Below are 22,583 nucleotides of genomic sequence, written 5' to 3' on the forward strand. Positions count from 1 at the left end.
GCCCCCCTAGCGGCGATCCCGCTCCTACCGCAGCCGGCGGGCCGCGCGTGTCTCGATGGCGTCGATCGTCAACGCCCGGCGCCGCAGCAGCCACCCGGACCCGGCGCGCAGGTATTCGTCGTCGTAGCGCAGGTACCACACCAGATCGGCAACGCCATCCTGGCGCCGGCTCCAATGATGCGCCGTCGCCGCGATACGGCCGTGCAGGACATCGGGATCCGACCCGGGGGAGCAGACCTCCGAGCCGATGCTGTGCTGCGTGCGTCCCACCCCCGTCGCTCCGGCCAGCGCAGCGCCGATGGCGTCCGGACCGCGGTGGCTGCGCACCGGGTCGAGCCTGTCCGGCGGCTCGGGGAGCGTCAATTCTCCGTCGGGAGCGAACAATGCGACAACGGCCGTGACATCGCGGTCGTCGATCCCGGCAGCGTAACGGTGCACCAATTCCGACACCGCCAGCCGATCCGGCACGGAAATGCTCACGGCTGCAAGCCAAGTCGTTCGGCGCACGCCGACAACATGTCACGGGCCTCGTCGATGTCGGTCACCGGCGGCATGGCCAGCACCAACCGGTCGGCACCCGCCTGCGCCAACCGCCCGGCGCGTTCGGCGTCGATCTTGGTCACCAGGTGTCCGAGCGAGACTTCGAGGGCGTCGGGGTCGCGGCCGTTGTCCTCGGCCGTGCGTCGCATCAGCGCCAGCAGCGCCGCGAGATCCGCACCCGCCACTCCCAGCGGCTGGAGCCCGTCACCGAGTCGTCCGGCTCGCCGCGCAGCGGCCCTGCTGTGACCGCCGATGTGGACCGGCAACCGCTGGTCGGCAATAGGTTTCGGATAACACATCGCGTCGTCGAAATCGAAGAAGTCGCCGTGGTGGCTCACCCCGCCGGGGTGCTCGGCCCACAGCGCTCGCAACACCCGCAGCTGCTCGTCGGCGCGACGCCCACGGCTGTCGAAATCCACCCCGCAGGCTTGCACCTCCTCGCGCAGCCAGCCGACGCCGACGCACAGTCTCAGCCGCCCGCCGGACAGCGCATCCACCGTCGCCGCCCGCTTCGCCAGCACGACCGGGTGGTGATTGGGCAACACCAATACCCCGGTCGCCAGCCCCAGCGTGCTGGTCTGCCCGGCCAGGAACGCCAACAGGTCCAGCGGGTCGGGCACCACGCAGTCCGCGGCAAGTTCCACCCGCCCGGACGGGTCGTAGGGATAGACACTGCGGTAGCGGGTCATTAGCACGGTGTGCTCGACGGCCACAATCGATTCGAACCCGCATGCTTCGAGATGTCGGGCGAACGCGGCCATCCATGCCGGGTCGGCGGTGACTCCGGCCGCGACGGGGGCGATGACGGCGACCTTCACGCGTGCAGGCTAACCCGCCGGATCCGGGTCGCCTTCACCTCGTCCCACCAGATGAGTCATCAGCTGATCGAGGAACGGCAGCTGGCTCTTGAGCAACTTGCGCCGTGCCTGCGCGACGGGAAACCAGCCGACGCGGTCCAGTTCGGGGAACTCCCGCAGCCGCCCGGATCCCCTCGGCCACTCCAGCGTGAACGTGTTGCTGTGGGCGTCCGCGGTATCCAGGTCGGCCGCGACGGCGAACACTGTCACCACCTTGCCGCCGGCCTGCCTCACCGGGGCGAGCTCGGTTCGCGGGCCCGCGGGCAGGGGACAGCCCAGCTCCTCGGCGAACTCGCGCTGAGCCGCCTCCCACGGGTCGTCGGCAATGTCGTACTCGCCCTTGGGAATTGACCAAGCGCCGTCGTCCTTGCGCGCCCAGAACGGGCCGCCGGGGTGCCCGATCAGAACCTCCACCACGTCGTCGCGGATCCGGTGCAGCAGAACCCCGGCGCTCAGCGTCGGCATCGGCTACTCCGGCTGCTGTGCGGTCGCGTCGCGTAACAACGCCGCCAGCGCCTGCGCCCGCGGACTGGCCAACACATCCTCCAGCAGCAGCGGGGTCCCATCCGGACCGGTCAGCGGAACCCGCCAGTTCGGATACTCGTTGGTGGTGCCGGGCTGGTTCTGCGTGCGGCGGTCACCGACCGCGTCGGTGAGTGCCAGCGCCAGCAGCCGCGACGGTGTGCGCGCCAGATAGCCGTACAGGCCGAGGATGATCGCCTCCTCGTCGGCGTCGGACACCAGCAGCCCGGCCCGGCGCAACTCGGCCATCCAGGCTTCCTGCTCGGCGCGGTCGTCGGCCAGCTCGTCTTCCGCGGAGCGGGTGAGCAGCCCCAGTCGATGGCGCAGTCGCACATGCTCCCCGGCCAGATACCCAGGGGTCGGCGGCAGGTCGTGGGTGGTCACCGACGACAGGCACAGTTCCCGCCAGCGCTCGGCCTCCAGCGGTCCGCCGTGTCCGTCCCGATCGAGTTCGAACCACAGGATCGAGGTGCCCAACACGCCTCGCGCGTGCAGGTAGTGCCGCACCCAGGGCTCGACCGTGCCCAGATCTTCACCGACGACGACCGCGCCGGCCCGGTGTGCTTCCAGCGCGACGATCCCGATCATCGCGTCGTGGTTGTAGCGCACGTAGGTGCCCTCGGTCGGCGAGGCACCCCGCGGAATCCACCACAGCCGGAACAATCCGATGATGTGGTCGATGCGTACTCCGCCACCGTGACGCAGGATGGCTTCGATGAGGGCCCGGAAGGGTTGGTAGCCAAGCTCTTCAAGCTGATCGGGTCGCCACGGTGGCTGTGACCAGTTCTGGCCCAGCTGGTTGAACTCGTCCGGCGGTGCGCCGGCGGTGACGCCGAGGGCCAGCACATCCTGCAACGCCCAGGCGTCGGCGCCGTCCGGGTGCACGCCGACAGCCAGGTCGTGCATGATGCCCAACGCCATCCCGGTGCGCACCGCCTGGGACTGGGTCGCCGCCAGCTGGTCGTCGAGTTGCCACTGCAGCCAGCGATGGAAATCGACCGCGGAGGCGTGCCGGGCGACGAAGTCGGCCACCTCCGGATTGGCCGGATGCTGCAGCGACGACGGCCACTGATGCCAATCGGCACCGTACTTCTCGGCCAGCGCGCACCAGGTGGCGAAGTCGTCCAACGCCCGGCCCTCACGCTCCTTGTAGGCGTCGAAGGCCAACTGGCGCCCCGCCGAGCGGGGCACCCGGTAGACCATCTTCAGCGCGGTGCGTTTGGCCGCCCACACCGCGTCGCGGTCGATCCCGTCGAACTTGCGCGCCCGGGACTGGATGTCGGCGCGCAACTTCCAGACCCGGCCCCGCTTGGGCAGATAGGAGAACTCGGCGACGGCTTCGACCCGCAGGTACAGCGGATTGGTGAACCGCCGCGAGGTGGGCAGGTACGGGGAGGGCTCCATCGGTTTCGTCGGCGCGGCAGCGTGCAGCGGATTGACCAGCACGTAGCCGGCGCCGTGCTGGGCTCCGGCCCACACCGCCAGGTCGGTCAGATCACTCAGATCGCCAATACCCCAAGAATTCTCGGACCGGACGCTGTAGATCTGGGTAGCCAAGCCCCAGGTGCGGCCGGCACCGATCCGTTCGGGCATCCCGAGCCGGCCCGGCGTGACGATCAGCGCAGTGCTGGTCTCCCGTCCGCCTGAACTCAGGTGCACGCGGTGATAGCCCAGCGGCAGGTCGGGCGGCAGGACGAACGTCGCCTCGCCGACCAGGCGGCCGCCGAGGTCGAACGGCGGGGTGAAGTTGTCGGCCTGCCGCACACCGGTGCGCACCGAACCGTCCTCGAGCCGAACCCATACGTGGGCAGGATCGCCGTGGTCGACGTGCACCCAAAACGACGTCTCCTGATCGGAGCGCCCGACGATCACCGGCGGCAACGAGCGCGTCCAGTGTCGGCGGTCGTTGTCGGCGAGCGCTTCGGCGCGGCCCTGTTCGCCGGACGCGTCGACACCCAGGGCCGCTAGCACCGCGATCAGCGTGGCTTCGGCGACGACCACGTGCCGGCCGGTCCAATCGTGGTAGTCGGTGGCCACGCCGAAGCGGCGGGCAAGGTCGGACAGCGACGGGTCCGGCTCGGTCATGGGTGACATCTTGCTTGGTTACGCCCGATCTCGTGCGGTGGACGTCGCGGCAGCGGCTGCCGGGGCACGATCGACGGCCCAGGGCCTCGCGTAACCTCGCCCCCCATGGGGGGTTACGGGCTTGCAGTGGTCAATCGGCGGGCCCGGATCGCGACGGCCGGATTGTTCCTGACCAACGGCGCGCTGTTCGCCAACCTGTTGCCGCGCTACCCGGAGATCAAGGCCGACCTCGGCCTGTCCAACACTGCTTTCGGGTTGGCGGTGGCGGCGTTCCCGGCGGGCGCGTTGCTGAGCGGGTTGACCGCGGCCGCGCTGATCCGCCGGTTCCGCTCCTCGGTGGTGGCCGTCACGACCAGCGTGCTGATCGCGGTGTTCACCGTCGCGGCGGGCGTGGCGCCGAACGGGATGGCGCTGGCGCTGGCGCTGTTCTGCGCTGGTGCCGCCGACTCGGTGACCGACGTCGCCCAGAACGTGCACGGGCTGCGACTCCAGCGCAACTACGGCCGATTCATCATCAACTCGCTGCACGCGGTCTGGTCCTCGGGTGCGGTGCTGGGTGGGTTGATGGGGGCGGCCGCGATCTATCTCGGCATTCCGCGCGGCATACAACTATGCGCCTCGGGTCTGCTGTTCAGCGCGCTCTGCCTGATCGGATACCGGTTCCTGCTGGCGGGCCCCGACCACGACGTTGCCCCACCGCACCGTGACGGCGGCGTCGTCCCGCGTCCGGGCCGGGTGGTCTACCTGGTCTTCGCGGCGCTGGTGGCGATCGCGATCGCCGGCTCCGTCGTCGAAGACGCCGGTAGTTCCTGGGCCACGCTGTACCTGCACAACTCGCTGGCCGCACCCGGTGCCATCGCGGCGCTCGGGTACGTCGCGGTCGTCGGATTCCAGTTCGTCGGCCGGATCATCGGCGACCGGATGGTCGACCGGTTCGGGCAGCGCGCGGTGGCTCGCAGCGGCGGGGTCATCATCGCCGTGGGCATGGGCGCCGCCTTGGCCCTGCCGAGCGTGCCGGCGACGATCGCCGGCTTCGCGGCGGCCGGCTTCGGATCGGCAACACTGATACCGGCGGCCATGCACGCCGCCGACGAGTTGCCGGGGTTGCGACCCGGGACCGGCCTGACGGTGTTGACCTGGCTGATGCGGCTCGGCTCTCTGGCCTCGCCCATCGTGGTGGGTGCGATCGCTGACGCGGTGTCGTTGCGGGCCGGTCTGCTCACCGTGCCCGTTGCCGGGCTGGCGACGCTCGTGCTCGCCCGGGTGCTCAGCCCGCGGAGCCGGTCAGTTCGATCGTGAGGACGCCGGCGATGATCAGCGCGATACCACCAATCATGAGCAGTGTCAGCGGCTCGGCGAACAACACCCGGGCGATCACCGCGACCAGGGCCACCCCGGCCGCCGACCACACGCCGTAGGCGATGCCGACGGGCATTCCCAGCGACAGCGTCACCGACAGCAGGGTGAACGCCGCAACATAGCCGATGACGATCGGCGCGATCCACACCTTCTTGCGGAAACCGTCGGACGCGCGCAGCGACATCGTCGCGAACACCTCGACGAGGATCGCGCCGGTCAGCGTCAACCACATCATGACGGGGATTCCTCGCCCGCCCGGTGTCGCGAACCAAACTCGACCATGAGCACCCCGGCGATGATCAGGCCGATGCCGACGACGATCGGCATGGTGAACGGGTCACCGAAGATCGCCGCCGCCAACACCGCCGTCGCGGCGGTCCCCAGCGCTCCCCAGATGCCGTAGGCCACACCGACCGGCATGCCCGCGCGCAGCACCATCGTCAGGAAGTAGAACGACGCCACGTATCCGGTGACCACGACGGCCAGCCACCCCGGATGGTCCTGTGCCGCGCGCAACGACAGCGTGCCGCTGACCTCGGTGCCGATGGCGGCAAGCAGCAGGGCCCACTTGCGCACCCAGGCACCTCCATCGGCTTCGATAGGCCCGACCAGGATATCGGGGCTGTGGTCGGGGCCATACTCGCCCTGCCGCGGTGACCGAGTTGACCGCGGCTGTCGTGTTCACAGCCGCTACCCGTCGGTAACGTGAACAGGTAGCGCAAGGGAGAACGATGACAGCGGACGCGAACATTCGGCAAGTCGTGGACCGGCCCGTGGTGGAGACCGGGTATGGACCGTTGCGTGGCGTGGACGACGGCAGGGTGAAGACCTGGAAGGGCATTCGCTACGCCGCCGCTCCGGTCGGTGATCTGCGCTGGCGGGCGCCGGCGCCGCCCCAGCCGTGGACCGATGTCCTCGACGCCACCGAGTTCGGCCCGGTCAGCCCACAGCCGCGCAGCCCGATCCCGATGGGCCTGGGCACCCGCACCGACGAGGACTGCCTGTTTCTGAACATCTGGGCGCCCTCGACGGCCCCTGACACCTCGAAGGACCCTGACACCTCGAAGACCGCTGGCCTCAAGCCGGTGATGGTGTGGGTGCACGGCGGGGCGTACATCTTCGGCTCGGGCAGCCAACCGCTCTACGACGGCACGGTGCTGGCCGACGAGTCCGACGTCGTCGTGGTCACCATCAACTACCGCCTCGGCGCGCTGGGCTTCCTGGACTTCTCGGCCGCCGGGTTCGACACGAACGTCGCCCTGCGCGACGTGCTCGCGGCATTGCGCTGGGTGCGCGAGAACATCGCCGGCTTCGGTGGCGACCCGGACCGGGTGACATTGTTCGGCGAGTCCGCGGGTGCCGGGATCGTCACGACGCTGCTCGCCGTGCCGGAAGCCGCCGGTCTGTTCTCCCGGGCCATCGCGCAGAGCTCACCGGCCACCTCGGTCTATGACCGCAGTCGGGCCGCTGCGGTGGCCGAACTCTTTCTCGAGCGGCTGGGCATGACCGCCCAGGAGGCCCACCGCGCTCCGGTCCAGGTACTTGTCGACGCCGCCGCGCAGGTCTTCGACCATGTGCCGTCGGCAACCCCGGGGCGGCTGGCGTTCGCGCCCACCGTCGACGGTGAGTTGGTGCCGGACTACCCGGTGACCCTCGCCCGGGCCGGTAAGACGCATCCGGTACCGCTGTTGATCGGTACCAACAAGGACGAGGCGGCGCTGTTCCGGTTCATGCGCTCGCCGTTGATGCCGATCGCCCCCAAGACGATTCGTGCCATGTTCGACGAGATCGCCAACGACCAGCCCGGCCTGCAACTGCCCTCCGAGCAGCAAATCGGCTCGGTGTACCCGGCCCGGCGCGCCCGTGTCCGCTCGCTGGGGATGGCCAGTGACGTCGGATTCCGGATGCCCACGGTGTGGTTCGTCGAGGGGCACAGTGCGGTGGCGCCGGTTTTCCTGTACCGATTCGACTGGGCGACACCGGTTTTCAAGCTGATCCGGCTCGGTGCCGCGCACGCCACGGAATTGATCTACGTGTGGGGGAACCTGATCTCCGGGTCCCGCGACGTCACCTTCAAGCTCGGCGGGTTGAAGACCGGCGAGGCGGTCTCTCGGCGGATGCGTACCCGCTGGGCCAACTTCGCCGCCGATGCCACCCCGGCCGGCCCCGCCGGCGAACCGCGGTGGCGGCCCTACCGGGCCGAGGACCGGGCCACCCTGGTGATCGATCGGTGCGACGAACTGGTCGAGGATCTGGACCGTCCGGTCCGGCAGGCCTGGGGTGATCAGGTGCTCAGCTTCCGCTGATCGGGCGTACTGACACCGTGTCCAACAGTGCCGGCCGTTCGGGTTACACTCGCCCGCGGGAGGTGCCACGGTGGACCGAATCGGAGAACTGCTGTCGGTTCTCCCGCCGCAGATGCGCGAACCTGTGCTGTTCGCGGTCCCGTTCTTCCTGCTGCTGCTGACCATCGAATGGACCGCCGCTCGCAGGCTCGAACGCGTGATCGGCCCCCAAGCCCCAGCCCAAGCCCAAGCCCAAGCCCCAGCCCAAGCCTCAGCGGCAGCCCAAGCCTCAGCGGCAGCCCAAGCCGAAGCGGATCGTCCGGGTGCCGGGGCCTATTTCGCCCGTGACGCCTGGGCGTCGATTTCGATGGGCCTGGTTTCGGTCGCGACCATGGGCTTCTGGAAGTTCCTCGCGCTGCTGGGCTATGCCGCGCTCTACGCCTACGTCGCCCCGTGGCACCTGTCCGCCACCGCCTGGTACACCTGGGTGATCGCCATCGTCGGCGTCGACGTGTTGTTCTACTTCTATCACCGCATCGCCCACCGGGTTCGGCTGATCTGGGCCACCCATCAGGCCCATCACTCCAGCCGCTACTTCAACTTCGCCACCGCGCTGCGCCAGAAGTGGAACAACAGCGGTGAGATCATCATGTGGATTCCCTTGCCGCTGTTGGGTGTTCCGCCGTGGATGGTGTTCATCAGTTTCTCGATCAGCCTGATCTACCAATTCTGGATCCACACCGAGCGCATTGGCACGCTGCCCCGGCCGTTCGAATTCGTCTTCAATACTCCTTCGCATCACCGGGTACACCACGGCATGGATCCGGAATACCTGGACAAGAACTACGGCGGCATCTTCATCATCTGGGATCGGCTGTTCGGGACTTTCCAGCCGGAGCTGTTCCGCCCGCACTACGGGCTGACCAAGCCGGTGAACACGTTCAACATCTGGAAGCTGGAGACCCGCGAGTACGTGGCGATCGCCCGCGACGTACGCGCGGCCACCCGCTGGCGCGACCGGCTCGGGTACGTCTTCGGCCCGCCCGGCTGGGCACCCACCGCCGCCGCGAAATCCACTACCGTTGCCAACGCATAGTCAACAGTGCTGCCGTCACCGAGGATGGAGCCCATGGAGGTCAAAGAAGTCCTGCTGCCCGGCGTCGGGCTGCGCTATGAATTCGACAATGCCGACGGCAACCGCATCGGCGTTATCGCCCGGCGCAGCGGGGATTTCGAAGTCGTCATCTACGGTGCCGCCGACCCCGATCAAGCCCGCCCGGTGTTCCGGCTGACCGACGAGGAAGCCGAGGCGCTGGCCCAGATCCTGGGGGCCCCGCGGCTGGTGGAACGCTTCGCCGACCTCACCAAGGAGGTGCCCGGCCTGGACGCCGGCCAGGTGGAGATTGTCTCGACCTCGCCGTTCGTCGACCGGCCGCTGGGCGACACCAAGGCGCGGACACGCACCGGCGCGTCGATCGTGGCGATCGTGCGCGACGAGGAGGTGCTGGCCTCACCGGGACCCGCGGAGGTGTTGCGCGCGCGTGACGTCCTCGTGGTGATCGGCACCGAGGACGGCATCGCGCGCGTCCGGCAAATCGTCGACCAAGGCTGACCGGAGTGGCCGTGTCGGTGGCGCTGCTCCTCGAACTCGGCGTCATCCTCACGGTCCTGACGATCCTGGGCACCGCAGCGCGCCGGTTCGCGCTGTCGCCGATCCCGCTGTATCTGCTGGCCGGGCTGGCGCTGGGCAACGGCGGTATCGCGCCGGTGCCGGCGGCGGGGCAGTTCGTGTCCACCGGCGCCTCGATCGGTGTCGTGCTACTGCTGCTCACCCTGGGCTTGGAGTTCTCGATCGGTGAGTTCGCGGCGAGCATGCGCCGGCACCTACCGTCGGCGGGTGTCGACCTGGTCCTCAACGCCACTCCGGGCGCGGCCGCGGGGTGGCTGCTGGGCCTCGACTTCGTCGGCATCCTGGCGATGGCCGGCATCACCTTCATCTCCTCGTCGGGGGTGATCGCCCGGCTGCTCAACGACCTCGGCCGGCTGGGCAACCGGGAAACACCGGCGGTGTTGTCGGTGTTGGTGCTCGAGGACTTCGCGATGGCGGCCTACCTGCCGCTGCTGGCCGTATTGGCGGCCGGCGGCACCTGGTGGCAGGCGCTGCTGTGGATGGGCATCGCCATCGTGGGGCTGAGCGCGGCGTTCGCGGCGTCCTACCGATGGGGCCATCACGTCGGGCGGCTGATCGCCCACCCGGACAACGAGCAATTGCTGTTGCGCATCCTCGGGCTGACGTTGATCGTGGCCGCCGTGGCCGAACACCTGCACGCGTCGGCGGCGGTGGGGGCGTTCCTGGTCGGGCTGACGCTGACGGGGGAAACCGCCGACCGGGCCCGTGCCGTGCTGACTCCGCTACGCGACCTGTTCGCGGCGGTCTTCTTTCTCGGCATCGGGCTGGCGGTCAACCCCGTCGACCTGATTCCGATGCTGCCGGTTGCAGTGGTGCTGGCTGTGGTCACCGCCGCCACGAAGGTGGCCACCGGCGCGTACGCCGCGCGCCGCGACGGCGTGGCCCGCCCCGGCCAACTGCGGGCCGGCACTGCGCTGATCGCGCGCGGCGAGTTCTCCCTGATCATCATCGGTCTGGTGGGCAGCACAGTCGGCGTGATCGGTTCGGTGGCCACGCCCTATGTCTTCGTGCTGGCCATCCTCGGCCCGCTGCTCGCCCGGTTCGCCAAGTAGCGCCCGCCGCTCGTGGCACCATGGCCGAGTGCAGACCGTTTTCGATCGCAATGTCGACCCCGACCTGATCGCCCGGGCGCTGGGTTCCGCCACGTTCGGCTCGATGTGGCTGGACATTCCCCGGCCCGACTACCCGTCGTTGACCGGCGGATTGGGCGCCGACCTGCTGGTCGTCGGGGGTGGGTATGCCGGGTTGTGGACAGCGCTGCACGCGACGCAACGCAACCCCGGCGCGCGGGTCGTGCTGATCGAGGCCGAGCGGGTCGGATGGGCGGCATCGGGGCGCAACGGCGGATTCGTCGAGGCCAGCATCACCCACGGTGCGGAGAACGGGAAATCGCGCTGGCCCACCGAATTCGACCAGCTCGAGAAGCTGGGCCTGGCCAACCTCGACGGCATGCAGGCCGATATCGAGTCCTACGGCATGGCGGTGGACTGGGAACGCACCGGGATGCTGACGGTGGCCACTGAACCGCATCAGGTCGACTGGCTGCGCGAGGGCGCCGAGGACGGGCACAGCCGCTTCCTTGACCGGGAGGCGGTGCGCGCCGAAGTGGCCTCGCCGACGTATCTGGCGGGACTGTTCGCCCCGGACACCTGCGCAATCGTCCACCCTGCCCGGTTGGTCTTCGAGCTGGCGCGTGCCTGCACCGAGGCCGGGGTACAGATCTTCGAGCACACCGCGGCGACGTCCGTCGAACGGGAGGGCCGCGCGGTGCAGGTGAACACCCGCGGCGGAGTGATCAGCGCCGACCAGGTGGTACTGGCCACGAACGTCTTTCCGAGCCTGCTCAAACGCAATCGGCTGCACACCGTGCCGGTCTACGACTACGTGCTGGCCACCGAGCCGCTCAGCGACGAGCAGCTCGAGCGCATTGGCTGGCGTTCGCGCCCGGGCATCGGTGACAGTGCCAACCAGTTCCACTATTACCGGCTCTCTGCCGACAACCGGATCGTCTGGGGCGGGTACGACGCCGTCTACCACTTCGGGCGCCGGGTCGACGCGATGTACGAGGACCGGCCCCAGACCTACCGCCGACTGGCCGCGCACTTCTTCATCACCTTCCCGCAGCTCGAGGACGTCCGGTTCAGCCATCGCTGGGCCGGCGCCATCGACACCAACACCCGGTTCTGCGCACACTGGGGACTGGCCGGTCGCGGTCGCATCGCCTACGTCAACGGGTTCACCGGGCTGGGCGTGGGAGCGGCGCGGTTCGCCGCCGACGTGTGCCTGGACCTGCTCGACGGGCAACCGACCGAGCGCACCGAGCTGGAGATGGTCAACCGCAAGCCGCTGCCATTCCCGCCGGAACCGGTGGCCAGCATCGGAATTCAGGCCACCCGCTGGTCGCTGGACCGTGCCGACCACAACGCTGGGCAGCGCAACATCTTCCTTCGTGCGCTGGACCGGTTGGGGCTGGGCTTCGATTCCTGAATTCTTGGCCTCGCGTTGACCACAACCGGCGCCGTGTCGACCTCCGGTGGCTAGGCGCACCACGCGCACCAATGACGGGCGCGCCTGGTCCTCGAGTACCGAGAACGACGCGCCGCCGCCGGCTGAGATCGCGGCCGCGGGCTGCATCGCCAACCCGGATCTGATTCACCCGGGCCAGGTCGTCACCATTCCCTGACCAAGTCCTGCGGGGACGACGCGGGTAGGCAATAGTGCGTTGGTAACGATTGGACATCGATACCGATACATAGTCGACACACTATTGCGACCGCGTCGTTGACGGGTCGCCGACCGATCGGGGTGTAGGGTGGCTCGCTTACTCGTTCGTTGCGTCATCGCCGCAGGTGCCGCCGTGGCTATGTTCTCGACCGGTGCCCCGCTAGCCCAGGCCGCGCCCGGTGTGGTGGTCTCTCCCGGGATGGAGATTCGCCAGGCCAGCAACGTCTGCACCCTCGGTTATGTCGACCCGGTCGCCCGGGTCGCCTATTCCGCCGGGCACTGCCGGGGCGACGGGCCGGTGACCGACCGGGACGGCCACTTTATCGGCATGGTCGCGACGTCCCAGGACAACACCCCCGACGGGGCCGTCGTGCGCACCGACCAGGTGATCTCCGACTACGAGACGATCGCTCTGGGCGCCGACGTCGCCGTCAACAACATCCTGCCCGGCGGTCGCCAGCTGGTCGCCGACACCGCGCCGCCGATGACGGCCGGCCAGCCGGTCTGCCACTTCGGCGTGGTCACCGGCGAGAGCTGCGGTTCGATCGAGCGGGTCAACAACGGCTGGTTCACCATGGAGAACGGTGTGGTCAGCCAGAAGGGCGATTCGGGGGGCCCGGTGTACATGCCGGTCGACAACAACAAAGCCGTGATCATCGGGCTGTTCAACAGCACCTGGGGCAACCTGCCCGCGGCCGTGTCGTGGGTCGCCACCACCCAACAGGCCGGTCAGGGCGCCGGCGTGGTCAGCGTGGCCACCGCCCAAGACGCCAGCGCGAACTAAGTCGCCAGCGCGAACACCGGGATCGTCGGTGCCGCGGTGCGAAGCTCGTCGGCATCGGATTGCGGCGTCAGGCCGCCGATATGGCCCTTGACCTCCCAATACCACCGGTCCAGATAGCACTTCAGTAGCGCGGGCTTGGCGTCGTCGGCAACCTCGGTCAAGCGGGCTGTCGTGCGCCGCCACCGCGGTCCGAGTTCCACTACTCCGGCGGCGCGGGCGTTGCGAGCCCACTGGGTGTTCCCGCGCGGCGAGACCAGGTAGTCGACACCGTCCACCGGTAACACGTTGACCACCACGGTGCGAACGGCGCCGGTCTTGCGACCGCGGACCCGCAGTGCTCGGGTGCCGGCGATGCTGATCCCCGCCTCGGCCAGGCGCCGAATCACGGCGTTGAAACCGCGAGCGGCAGCGTTGGGACGGTCATAGCGAGAGGTCATATTCGTCTCCTCGAATGATTTTGAGAGCACTGCTCTCTATTGAGAGTGGCACCACGCCGGCCGGAAATCAAGAGCACTGATCTCGAATGTGCCACACTCGGCGGGTGGGCAAGCGCCAGGAGAGCCGGCAGCGCATCGAGGCGCAGATCATCGAACTGGGCCGGCGCCAGCTGGCCGGCGAGGGAGCGGCCGGCCTGTCGGTGCGTGCGATCGCGCGCGAGCTGGGCATGGCGTCCTCGGCGGTCTACCGCTACGTCGCCAGCCGCGACGAGCTGCTGACCCTGCTTCTGGTCGATGCCTACTCCGAGCTCGCCGACGCCGTCGACGACGCGCGAAAGCGCTGCACGGGCGACTGGCGCGCCGATGTCGCAGCGATCGCGCGCGCCATGCGGCGCTGGGCGCTGGACCGGCCGGCCTCCTGGGCATTGCTCTACGGCAGCCCGGTGCCCGGCTATCACGCGCCGGCCGAGTTGACCACCGGCCCAGGTACCCGCGTGGTCGGCGCGCTCTTCGGAGCGGTGGCCACCGGAGTGGCCGTGGGTGCTATCGCGCCTACCAAAGATCCTGTAGCGCAGGGGATTTCGGATGACCTCGTGCGGCTGCGCAAGGAGTTCGACTTTCCCGGCGACGACGCGGTGATGATCAGGTGCACGGCGGCATGGGCCATCATGGTGGGGGCGATCAGCCTGGAGGTCTTTGGCCAGTACGGAGTGGACACCTTCACCGACACCGGCGCGATCTTTGACGAACAGGTGCGGCTGGCCATCGCCCTGCTGGCCGCGGAACCATCGAACTAGAACACGTTCTAGCCACCTCGGCGGTGCGGGGATATCCTCGAAGCCGATGACCAATCAGACACCTGTCCAGATTGCCTGGGTGACCCGCGATCTCGGTGCCACCGAAGCCGCGCTGACCACGCTGCTCGGGGCCAAGAAGTGGGTACGGATGCCCGACGTGCACTTCGGTCCCGAGACCTGCGAGTACCGCGGCGCGGCGGCCGACCACCACGCGGACATCTCGCTGAGCTACGCCGGCGACACTCAACTCGAGGTGATCGCGCCGACCCGCGGGACGAGCATCTACGCCGAGTTCCTGGCCGAGAGCGGCCCTGGTCTGCACCACATCTGCCTCGAGGCAGCCAGCGCCGACGACTTCGACGCCACCGTCGCTGCGGCAGCGCCCACCGCGCCCATCGTCGCCAAGGGCGTCATGCCCGGTGGCATGAAATTCGCCTACCTGTCCGCGGCCGCGGCCGGGGTGCCCTACCTGGAGATCGCCTACGTCCCGGCCGAGATCCGGGCGTTCTTCGACTACGTGAAACAGGAGCAGCAATGAGTGGCCTCGACATCCCCACGGCGGTCAACGCATCCGGCGTCAGTGAGTGGTCCGACGACGTCGACGTGGTGGTGATCGGATTCGGCATCGGTGGCGGCTGTGCTGCGGTCAGTGCCGCGGCGGCCGGAGCCCGGGTGCTGGTGCTCGAACGTGCCGCCGTCGCCGGCGGCACCACCGCGATGGCCGGGGGGCATTTCTACCTCGGCGGCGGCACCGCCGTGCAGCAGGCCACCGGCCACAGCGACAGCGTCGAGGAAATGTACAAATACCTCGTGGCGGTGTCACGTGAACCCGAGCACGACAAGATCCGCGCCTACTGCGAGGGCAGTGTCGAGCACTTCAATTGGCTCGAGGAACTCGGGATCGCCTTCGAACGCAGCTACTACCCGCACAAGGCGGTCATCCAGCCCAACACCGAAGGGCTGATGTTCACCGGCAACGAGAAGGTCTGGCCCTACAAGAACATGGCCGTACCCGCGCCGCGCGGGCACAAGGTGCCGGTTCCGGGCGACACCCAGGGTGCGGCCATGGTGATCGACCTGTTGCTCAAGCGGGCAGCCGAACTGGGCGTGCAAATCCGTTACGAGACCGGTGCGACGAACCTGGTGGTCGACGACTCCGCCGGTGCGGTGGTGGGTGTGTCATGGCGGCGCTTCACCGACACCGGTGCTATCCGTGCCAAGGCGGTGGTGATCGCGGCGGGCGGTTTCGTGATGAACCCCGACATGGTGGCGGCCTTCACCCCCAAGCTCGCCGAGAAGCCGTTCGTGCTGGGCAACACCTACGACGACGGCCTCGGCATCCGCCTGGGCGAGTCGGTCGGCGGGGCCACCAAGCACATGGACCAGGTCTTCATCACCGCGCCGGTCTACCCGCCGTCGATCCTGTTGACGGGCATCATCGTCAACAAGGAGGGCAAGCGGTTCGTCACCGAGGACTCCTACCATTCGCGCACTTCGGGTTTCGTGATGGATCAGCCCGACAGTGCGGCGTATCTGATCGTCGACGAGGCGCACATGCAACGCCCGGAGATCCCGCTGATCACCTTCATCGACGGTTGGGAGACCGTCGAGGAGATGGAAGCCGCGCTCGGCATCCCGGCCGGCAACCTCGTCGAGACCCTGAACCGTTACAACGAGCACGCCGCCAAGGGCGAGGACCCCGACTTTCACAAGCAGCCGGAATTCCTTGCTCCGCAGGACAAGGGCCCATGGGGTGCCTTCGATCTGACCCTCGGCAAGGCGATGTATTCGGGATTCACCGTGGGCGGCCTGGCCACCGACGTCGACGGCGAGGTGCTGCGCGCAGACGGCAGCGTGATCCGCGGTCTCTACGCGGCGGGTGCCTGCGCGTCGAACATCGCCCAGGACGGCAAGGGCTACGCCAGCGGCACCCAGTTGGGCGAGGGCTCGTTCTTCGGTCGGCGTGCCGGCACGCACGCCGCCGCGACCGCAGCCACCGCGAAAAGCTAAGCGCCGCTGGGCTGCAACTCCCAGCGGCCGTCGCCGAGCAATCGCAGGTGTTGCTCGTGGTGTTGCTCGACGCTGCTTCGGTGGGTGACGGAGACGACCACGCTGCGCGGCAGCCGGCGGCGTAGCAGACGGTAGAGGGCGAACTCCTGGCCTTCGTCGACCGCCGAGGTGGCTTCGTCGAGGAAGACCGCCTTGGGCTTGGTCAGCAGCACTCGGGCGAACGCGATGCGCTGCTGCTCACCGGGGGAGAGCACCTTGGCCCAGTCGGCGGTCTCGTCGAGCCGGGCGGCCAGGTGACCCAACGCCACGTCGTCGAGCGCGCCGGCCAATGCCGCGTTGGTGACCTGCTGCTCCTGCGCCGGATAGGCGAGCACCGCGCGCAGGTCGCCGAGCGGCACGTAGGGGTTCTGCGAAAGGAACATGACATCACCGGCGTCGTCGCGGCCGGGGCGGCGCAGCATCCCGGAACTGTACGGCCACAGCCGGGCGATGCTGCGCAACAAGGTGGTTCGCCCGCAACCCGAGGGTCCGGTGATCACCAACGACTCACCGGGAGCCAGCCGCAGGTTCAGAGCATCCACCAGATGCTTCCCGTCGGGCCGGTGGACCTCGAGATCGCGCAGTTCCACGGCGCCGTCGGTGCTGGGTTCGGCGGCCAGGCGTGGTAGCGCCCGGGCCCTCTCGTTGGCGTCGACCAGGCCATCGAGGCGGATGATGGTGGCACGGTAGGCAGCGAAGGAGTCGTAGACGCTGCGGAAGAAGGCCAGCGAGTCGTGGATGTTGAGAAAGGCGCTCGACGACTGGCTGACGTCACCGAAGCTGATCTGCCCGGAGAACAACCGAGGCGCCTGAACCACCAGCGGCAGCGGGGTGATCAGCTGGCTCATGGTCTGGTTCCACCCCAGCAGGAACAGGCTGCGCGCCACGAACGCGCGGTAGTTGGCGATGATCGCCGCGAACCGGGATTGCAGGATGCCACGTTCGGCCTGCTCGCCGCGGTAGAAGCCGATCGCCTCGGCGGCGTCGCGCAGCCGCACCAGCGCGTAACGGAACGCAGCGTTGGTCAGCTCGTTGCGAAAACTCAACAGGATCAACGGCTTTCCGATCCAGAATGCGATCACGGTGGCGGCGGCGACGTAGAGCAGCACCAGCCAGAACAGTGCATGGCCCAGGGTGAAGCCGAAGAACGTCAGCGGTCCGGACAGGCCCCACAGAATCGGGGTGAACGACACCACCGACACCAGTGAGTTGATCGCACCGAACAACAACGTGGTGGACGTCCCCACAGTCGGCGAATTCTGTTCGGCACCAGTGCACGTGGTGAACACGTCGATGTCCATCTGGATGCGCTGGTCGGGATTGTCGACGGGATCGTCGAGAAAGCGGCCCCGGTAGTAGGCCTGATCGTCGAGCCAGTCGCCGGTGAGCCGGTCGGTCAGCCACACCCGCCAGCGAATGATGAAGCGCTGCATCAGGTAGATGTCGACGATCTGACGGGTGATGTACACACCGGCGATCAACGCGAAGGTGACGATGGCCAACCAGAAGCCACGCACCCCCGAGTCTCGCACTGCCTCGTTGCCCGCACCCGCCCCCTCGAACGCCACCTGCAGCGACGAGTAGAGGTCATTGCTGTAGTAGCTCAGCAGGACGTCGAGGCGTACTGCGATCATCGTCGAGAACAGCAGAACACCCAGCCAGAGCCAGACGCGCAGGCTGGCCCGACCGCGGAAGTACCCGCCGGTCACCCGCCAGAACTGGCGGCCCCACGTGGTGTAGCGGGCCAGCAGCACCAGCACGATCAGCGAGAGCACCGCACTGATCGACCACGCCTTGGCGGCCCACAACAGCGAGTGCGGGATCTCATTGCTCCAGTCCAGGGACGGCTTGAACATCTGCACCGGCGAAGCATTTCAGCAACGCGGTACGCCCTGGGCTTGATTCACCGCACGTGGCGCTCAGACCGTCGCCGGCTCGTCCCCGTCGACAGTGCCCAGCCGCCACTCGCCCTCGCCGAGCAGTTGCAGGTGCTTGACGTGGTGCTGCTCGACGGTGCTGCGGTGGCTGACGCTGATCAGAATGGTGTCCGGCAGTTCGGTACGCACCAGGTCGTAGAGCGCGAACTCCAGTCCCTCGTCCAGCGCCGAGGTGGCCTCGTCGAGGAAGACCGCCTGCGGCTTGGTCAGCAGCACCCGGGCGAACGCGATGCGCTGCTGCTCGCCCGGCGAGAGCACCTTGGCCCAGTCCTGGACCTCGTTGAGCCGGATGGTCAGGTGCGACAGCGCGACCTGAGTCAGTGCGCGTTGCAGCTCGTCGTCGGTGACCGCGCCGGACTTCGACGGGTAGGACACCACCGACCGCAGGTCACCCAGTGGTACGTAGGGCATCTGAGACAGGAACATCGTGGCGTTGTCCTCGAGCGGGCGGCACAACGTGCCCGAGGTGTAGGGCCACAACTGGGCCAGGCTGCGCAGCAGCGTGGTCTTTCCCGCGCCCGACGGGCCGGTGATGACCAGCGTCTCGCCCGGCTCCAGGCGAAGGTCGATGGGATCGACCAATTGGCTGCCGCTGGGGGTGCGGACTTCCACGGCCTTCAACTCGACGGAACCGTCATGGCTGGCAACGGTGTTCAGCTTGGGCAGCTCGCGTGCCTCGGAGTTGGTCTCCACCAGTCCGTGCAGACGGATGATGGCTGCCCGGTAGCTGGCGAACGAGTCGTAGGAGTTGCGGAAGAACGACAGCGAGTTGTGGATGCTGCCGAAGGCGCTCGAGGACTGGGTCACGTCGCCGAGGTCGATCTGGCCGGCGAACAACCGCGGCGCCTGGATGACCAGCGGCAGCGGGTTGATGATCTGGCTCATCGACAGGTTCCAGCCGGTCAGGGCGATCGTGCGGTTGACATACCGGCGGTAGTTGGCGATGACCGCGGCGAACTTGGTGCGCAGCAGGCCACGCTCGGCGTCCTCGCCGCGGTAGAAGCCCACTGCCTCCGCGGCGTCGCGCAGGCGCACCAGCGCATAACGGAACACGGCGTTGGTCAGCTCGTTGCGGAAGCTCAACCGGATCAGCGGGTGGCCGATCCAGAACGCGATGATCGTCGCGAAGGTGACGTAGACCAGCACCACCCAGAACAGCGCATGGCCCAGGGTGACACCGGCCACGGTGAGCGGACCGGACAGGTTCCACAGGATCACGGTGAACGAAACCACCGTCACCAGCGAGTTGATCGCACCGAACAGCAGCATGTTCGAGCTGCCGATCATCGGCTGGTTCTGCGAGGCGCCGACTCCGGTGGTGAAGATGTCGACGTCCTGCTGGATGCGTTGGTCGGGGTTGTCGATGTCGGCGTCGGTGAACCGCGTGCGGTAGTAGGCGTGATCGTTGAGCCAGTCGCAGGTGAGCCGGTCGGTGAGCCACACCCGCCAGCGGATGATGAAGCGCTGGGTCAGGTAAATATCGAGCATCGCCAGGCTGATGTAGGTCGTTGCCAGGATGCAGAAGACGATGATGGCCTGCCAGAAGCCGGTGATGCCGGACTGGCGCATCGACTCGTTGCCGCTGCCGGTGCCCTGGAACGCCACCTGCAGCGACGTATAGAGGTCGTTGCTGTAGTAGCTCAGCAGCACGTCGATCCGGACCGACATGATCGTCGACAGCAGCAGCACGCCGATCCAGACCCAGATTCTGATGCTCTGCCGGCCCTTGAAGTACTCGCCGGTGATCCGCCAGTACTGGCGCCCCCACACCGTGAAGCGGGCCAAGAGCACCAGCACGATGAGGCTCAGCACCGCACTGATCGCCCACGCTTTGGAAATCCAGATCAGGGACGGCACGAGTTCGTGCCCCCAGTCCATGGACGGTTTGAATGACTCCAAAGCGTTCTCCTCGTAGGGCGGCGTCGGATGCGACGACCGGTCCGGTGGCTTTCCCGGCGAACCTACCCCGCTCTCCCGGGTCAGGCGTGTGTCCATGCCGCATGGCTAGCCAAATGTCAGCATCCTGCGGGGGCGCGCATTCGTGCCAGGCGAGCCGTCGACAGGCGAGGCAACGCGTGGGCGCGGCTCGGCGCACATCCGAACTCCGACCGGCCTCGGTGGCATTGCCGTGCCCCGCCGGTACGGTTGAGCCGTGGCGAAAACTCGCAAGAACAGCGCAGCCGGTCAGGGTCGCGTCAGCCGTGGGTTCTGGCGTCTGCTCGGCGCCAATACCGACAAGGTTAAAGCCGAGTCGATGGCCGAGGTGGAGGCCTCGGCCGAGTTCGACGACAAGGCCAAGGGCCTCGACGACGAGCAGCTGCGCAAGGCCGCCAAGCTGCTGGAGCTCGGCGAACTCGCATCGTCACCGGACGTTCCGCAATTCCTCGCGATCGCCCGCGAGGCCGCCGAACGAACGACATCGCTACGCCCGTTTGACGTCCAGCTGCTCGGCGCCCTGCGGATGCTCGCCGGCGACGTCATCGAGATGGCCACCGGTGAGGGCAAGACGCTGTCGGGCGCCATCGCCGCCGCCGGCTACGCCCTCGGTGGACGCAACGTGCACGTCGTCACCATCAACGACTACCTGGCCCGGCGCGACGCCGAGTGGATGGCACCGCTCATCGAGGCGATGGGGCTGACGGTCGGCTGGATCACCGCTGAGTCGACGGCCGAGGAACGCCGCGCCGCCTACCAGTGCGACGTCACGTACGCCTCGGTCAACGAGATCGGCTTCGACGTGCTGCGCGACCAGCTAGTCACCGACGTCGCCGACCTGGTGTCGCCCAACCCCGACGTCGCGCTGATCGACGAGGCCGACTCGGTGCTCGTCGACGAGGCGCTGGTGCCGCTGGTGCTGGCCGGAACCACCCATCGGGAGACCCCCAAAGTGGAAGTGGTGCGGCTGGTGGGCGAACTCACCGCCGGACAGGACTACGACACCGACGCCGACAGCCGCAACGTGCACCTGACCGAGACCGGCGCCAAGAAGATCGAGGCGGCCCTCGGTGGCATCGACCTCTACTCCGAGGAGCACGTCACCACCACACTCACCGAGGTCAACGTCGCCCTGCACGCGCATGTGCTGCTGCAGCGCGACGTGCACTACATCGTCCGCGACGGCGCGGTGCAGCTGATCAACTCCTCACGCGGGCGGATCGCCACCCTGCAGCGCTGGCCGGACGGACTGCAGGCGGCAGTCGAAGCCAAGGAGGGTATCGAAACCACCGAGACCGGCGAGGTCCTCGACACCATCACCGTGCAGGCGCTGATCAACCGCTATCCGACGGTGTGCGGTATGACCGGTACCGCGCTGGCCGCCGGCGAACAGCTGCGCCAGTTCTACAAGCTGGGGGTATCGCCGATCCCGCCGAACACCCCCAACATCCGCGAGGACGAACCCGACCGGGTGTACATCACCGCGGCGGCCAAGATCGAGGCGATCATGGAGCACATCGTCGAGGTGCACGCCACCGGCCAGCCGATCCTGGTCGGCACCCACGACGTCGCCGAATCCGAGGAACTGCACGAGCGGCTGCTGCGCCGCGGGGTGCCCGCCGTCGTGCTCAACGCCAAGAACGACGAGGAAGAGGCCGTCGTCATCGCCGAAGCCGGCAAACTCGGCGCGGTGACGGTGTCCACCCAGATGGCCGGCCGCGGTACTGACATCCGTCTGGGCGGTTCCGAGGAAATCGATCACGACAAAGTCGCCGAACTCGGCGGGCTGCACGTCATCGGCACCGGCAGGCACCGCACCGAGCGGCTGGACAACCAGCTGCGGGGGCGCGCCGGCCGCCAGGGCGATCCCGGCTCGTCGGTGTTCTTCGCCAGCTGGGAGGACGACGTCGTCACCGCCCACGTGGAGGCCGCCAAGCTGCCCACCGAGTGCGACGACAGCGGGCGGATCGTCAGCCCGAAGGCGACCACGCTGCTCGATCACGCCCAGCGGGTCGCCGAGGGCCGACTGCTCGACGTGCACGCCAATACCTGGCGGTACAACCAGTTGATCGCCCAGCAGCGCGCCATCATCGTCGAGCGCCGCAACACCCTGCTGAGCACCGCGGCGGCCCGGGAAGAAATCGCGGAGCTGTCACCCGAGCGCTATGAGTCGCTGGCCGAGACGGTTTCCGAGGAGCGGTTGGAGAAGATCTGCCGCGACATCATGCTGTTCCACCTCGACCGCGGCTGGGCCGACCACCTGGCCTACCTGGCCGACATCCGGGAGAGCATCCACCTGCGCGCGCTGGGCCGGCAGAACCCGCTCGACGAGTTCCACCGGATGGCCGTCGACGCATTCGCCCACCTGGCGGCCGACGCCATCGAGGCGGCCCAGCAGACCTTCGAAACCGCCAACGTGGTCGACGAGGAACAGGGCCTGGACCTGTCCAAGCTGGCGCGGCCCACCTCGACGTGGACCTACATGGTTCACGACAACCCGCTCAACGACGACACCCTGTCGGCGCTGAGCCTGCCCGGGGTCTTCCGCTAGCAGCGGCCGGATCCGAGGCGCGATTGTGGGG

The 22,583-nt window shown here is 68.1% G+C and carries 21 protein-coding genes; 12 read left to right on the top strand and 9 right to left on the bottom strand.

All coding sequences use genetic code 11. The features are described 5' to 3' along the window. Positions 1-24: 24 nt before the first annotated feature. The 4 genes from ACXDF8_RS06870 to malQ are packed head-to-tail and all read right to left on the bottom strand — an operon-like array spanning position 25 to position 4,004. The gene (locus tag ACXDF8_RS06870; protein WP_457222500.1) at positions 25-480 is read right to left on the bottom strand and encodes a nuclear transport factor 2 family protein; all 456 of its coding nucleotides are present in this window, start codon (positions 478-480) and stop codon (positions 25-27) included. Next, positions 477-1,358, bottom strand: coding sequence for an LLM class F420-dependent oxidoreductase (locus ACXDF8_RS06875; RefSeq protein WP_457222501.1), 882 nt, complete (start codon positions 1,356-1,358; stop codon positions 477-479). Before ACXDF8_RS06875 ends, ACXDF8_RS06870 begins: the two co-directional genes overlap by 4 nt. Before the next feature lie 9 nt (positions 1,359-1,367). Then, positions 1,368-1,862, bottom strand: coding sequence for an NUDIX hydrolase (locus tag ACXDF8_RS06880; protein WP_457222502.1), 495 nt, complete (start codon positions 1,860-1,862; stop codon positions 1,368-1,370). 3 nt (positions 1,863-1,865) lie between these two features. Continuing rightward, entirely contained in the window at positions 1,866-4,004 is a 2,139-nt protein-coding gene (malQ, locus tag ACXDF8_RS06885; protein ID WP_457222503.1) for a 4-alpha-glucanotransferase, read from the bottom strand. Positions 4,005-4,109: 105 nt separating this feature from the next. Here malQ and ACXDF8_RS06890 point away from each other — a divergent pair, with 105 nt between their 5' ends. Continuing rightward, entirely contained in the window at positions 4,110-5,303 is a 1,194-nt protein-coding gene (locus ACXDF8_RS06890; RefSeq protein ID WP_457222504.1) for an MFS transporter, read from the top strand. Here ACXDF8_RS06890 and ACXDF8_RS06895 read toward each other — a convergent pair. Together ACXDF8_RS06895 and ACXDF8_RS06900 are read right to left on the bottom strand one after the other, a co-directional pair. Continuing rightward, positions 5,272-5,595 carry a DMT family transporter gene (locus tag ACXDF8_RS06895; protein WP_457222705.1) on the bottom strand — a complete coding sequence of 108 codons (324 nt, stop codon included), beginning with the start codon at positions 5,593-5,595 and terminating at the stop codon, positions 5,272-5,274. The two genes, ACXDF8_RS06890 and ACXDF8_RS06895, sit on opposite strands and share 32 nt — an antisense overlap. Next, a complete protein-coding gene (locus tag ACXDF8_RS06900; RefSeq protein ID WP_457222505.1) occupies positions 5,595-5,939 on the bottom strand; it encodes a DMT family transporter in 345 nt (114 codons plus the stop codon). Before ACXDF8_RS06900 ends, ACXDF8_RS06895 begins: the two co-directional genes overlap by 1 nt. Before the next feature lie 155 nt (positions 5,940-6,094). Here ACXDF8_RS06900 and ACXDF8_RS06905 point away from each other — a divergent pair, with 155 nt between their 5' ends. From ACXDF8_RS06905 to ACXDF8_RS06935, 7 genes are all read left to right on the top strand, one after another. Then, positions 6,095-7,669 carry a carboxylesterase/lipase family protein gene (locus ACXDF8_RS06905; protein ID WP_457222506.1) on the top strand — a complete coding sequence of 525 codons (1,575 nt, stop codon included), beginning with the start codon at positions 6,095-6,097 and terminating at the stop codon, positions 7,667-7,669. A 112-nt stretch (positions 7,670-7,781) separates the two neighbouring features. Next, a complete protein-coding gene (locus tag ACXDF8_RS06910) occupies positions 7,782-8,744 on the top strand; it encodes a sterol desaturase family protein (RefSeq protein WP_457222706.1) in 963 nt (320 codons plus the stop codon). A 33-nt stretch (positions 8,745-8,777) separates the two neighbouring features. Further along, positions 8,778-9,260: a cation:proton antiporter regulatory subunit gene (locus ACXDF8_RS06915; RefSeq protein ID WP_457222507.1), complete on the top strand. Its 483-nt coding sequence runs from the start codon at positions 8,778-8,780 to the stop codon at positions 9,258-9,260. 5 nt (positions 9,261-9,265) lie between these two features. Continuing rightward, positions 9,266-10,390, top strand: a complete 1,125-nt coding sequence (locus ACXDF8_RS06920; RefSeq protein ID WP_457222508.1) for a cation:proton antiporter — start codon at positions 9,266-9,268, stop codon at positions 10,388-10,390. Between the two features lie 28 nt (positions 10,391-10,418). Further along, complete coding sequence (locus tag ACXDF8_RS06925; RefSeq protein WP_457222509.1) at positions 10,419-11,825, top strand: NAD(P)/FAD-dependent oxidoreductase; 1,407 nt, start codon at positions 10,419-10,421, stop codon at positions 11,823-11,825. Positions 11,826-11,871: 46 nt separating this feature from the next. Beyond that, positions 11,872-12,021 (top strand): hypothetical protein, encoded by a 150-nt coding sequence (locus tag ACXDF8_RS06930; protein ID WP_457222510.1) that lies wholly within the window; start codon positions 11,872-11,874, stop codon positions 12,019-12,021. A gap of 180 nt (positions 12,022-12,201) precedes the next feature. Further along, the gene (locus ACXDF8_RS06935; RefSeq protein ID WP_457222707.1) at positions 12,202-12,846 is read left to right on the top strand and encodes an Rv1815 family serine proteinase; all 645 of its coding nucleotides are present in this window, start codon (positions 12,202-12,204) and stop codon (positions 12,844-12,846) included. Here ACXDF8_RS06935 and ACXDF8_RS06940 read toward each other — a convergent pair. Further along, on the bottom strand, positions 12,843-13,283 hold the full coding sequence (locus ACXDF8_RS06940) for a nitroreductase/quinone reductase family protein (RefSeq protein WP_457222511.1): 441 nt from the start codon (positions 13,281-13,283) through the stop codon (positions 12,843-12,845). The genes ACXDF8_RS06935 and ACXDF8_RS06940 overlap by 4 nt on opposite strands. A 104-nt stretch (positions 13,284-13,387) precedes the next feature. Between ACXDF8_RS06940 and ACXDF8_RS06945 the strand changes: the two genes are divergently transcribed. The 3 genes from ACXDF8_RS06945 to ACXDF8_RS06955 are packed head-to-tail and all read left to right on the top strand — an operon-like array spanning position 13,388 to position 16,090. Then, complete coding sequence (locus ACXDF8_RS06945; RefSeq protein ID WP_457222512.1) at positions 13,388-14,080, top strand: TetR/AcrR family transcriptional regulator; 693 nt, start codon at positions 13,388-13,390, stop codon at positions 14,078-14,080. 46 nt (positions 14,081-14,126) lie between these two features. Next, positions 14,127-14,618: a VOC family protein gene (locus tag ACXDF8_RS06950; RefSeq protein ID WP_457222513.1), complete on the top strand. Its 492-nt coding sequence runs from the start codon at positions 14,127-14,129 to the stop codon at positions 14,616-14,618. Beyond that, the gene (locus ACXDF8_RS06955) at positions 14,615-16,090 is read left to right on the top strand and encodes an FAD-binding protein (RefSeq protein WP_457222514.1); all 1,476 of its coding nucleotides are present in this window, start codon (positions 14,615-14,617) and stop codon (positions 16,088-16,090) included. The genes ACXDF8_RS06950 and ACXDF8_RS06955 overlap by 4 nt, the downstream gene beginning before the upstream one ends. Here ACXDF8_RS06955 and ACXDF8_RS06960 read toward each other — a convergent pair. Both ACXDF8_RS06960 and ACXDF8_RS06965 read right to left on the bottom strand, forming a co-directional pair. After that, positions 16,087-17,991, bottom strand: coding sequence for an ABC transporter ATP-binding protein/permease (locus ACXDF8_RS06960; protein ID WP_457222515.1), 1,905 nt, complete (start codon positions 17,989-17,991; stop codon positions 16,087-16,089). The two genes, ACXDF8_RS06955 and ACXDF8_RS06960, sit on opposite strands and share 4 nt — an antisense overlap. A 57-nt stretch (positions 17,992-18,048) precedes the next feature. Next, positions 18,049-19,965, bottom strand: a complete 1,917-nt coding sequence (locus ACXDF8_RS06965) for an ABC transporter ATP-binding protein/permease (RefSeq protein WP_457222708.1) — start codon at positions 19,963-19,965, stop codon at positions 18,049-18,051. Between the two features lie 253 nt (positions 19,966-20,218). Here ACXDF8_RS06965 and secA2 point away from each other — a divergent pair, with 253 nt between their 5' ends. Next, positions 20,219-22,552, top strand: a complete 2,334-nt coding sequence (gene secA2, locus ACXDF8_RS06970; RefSeq protein WP_457222516.1) for an accessory Sec system translocase SecA2 — start codon at positions 20,219-20,221, stop codon at positions 22,550-22,552. The last annotated feature ends 31 nt before the right edge of the window (positions 22,553-22,583 follow it).

It is taken from the genome of Mycolicibacterium sp. CBM1, from assembly GCF_054073305.1.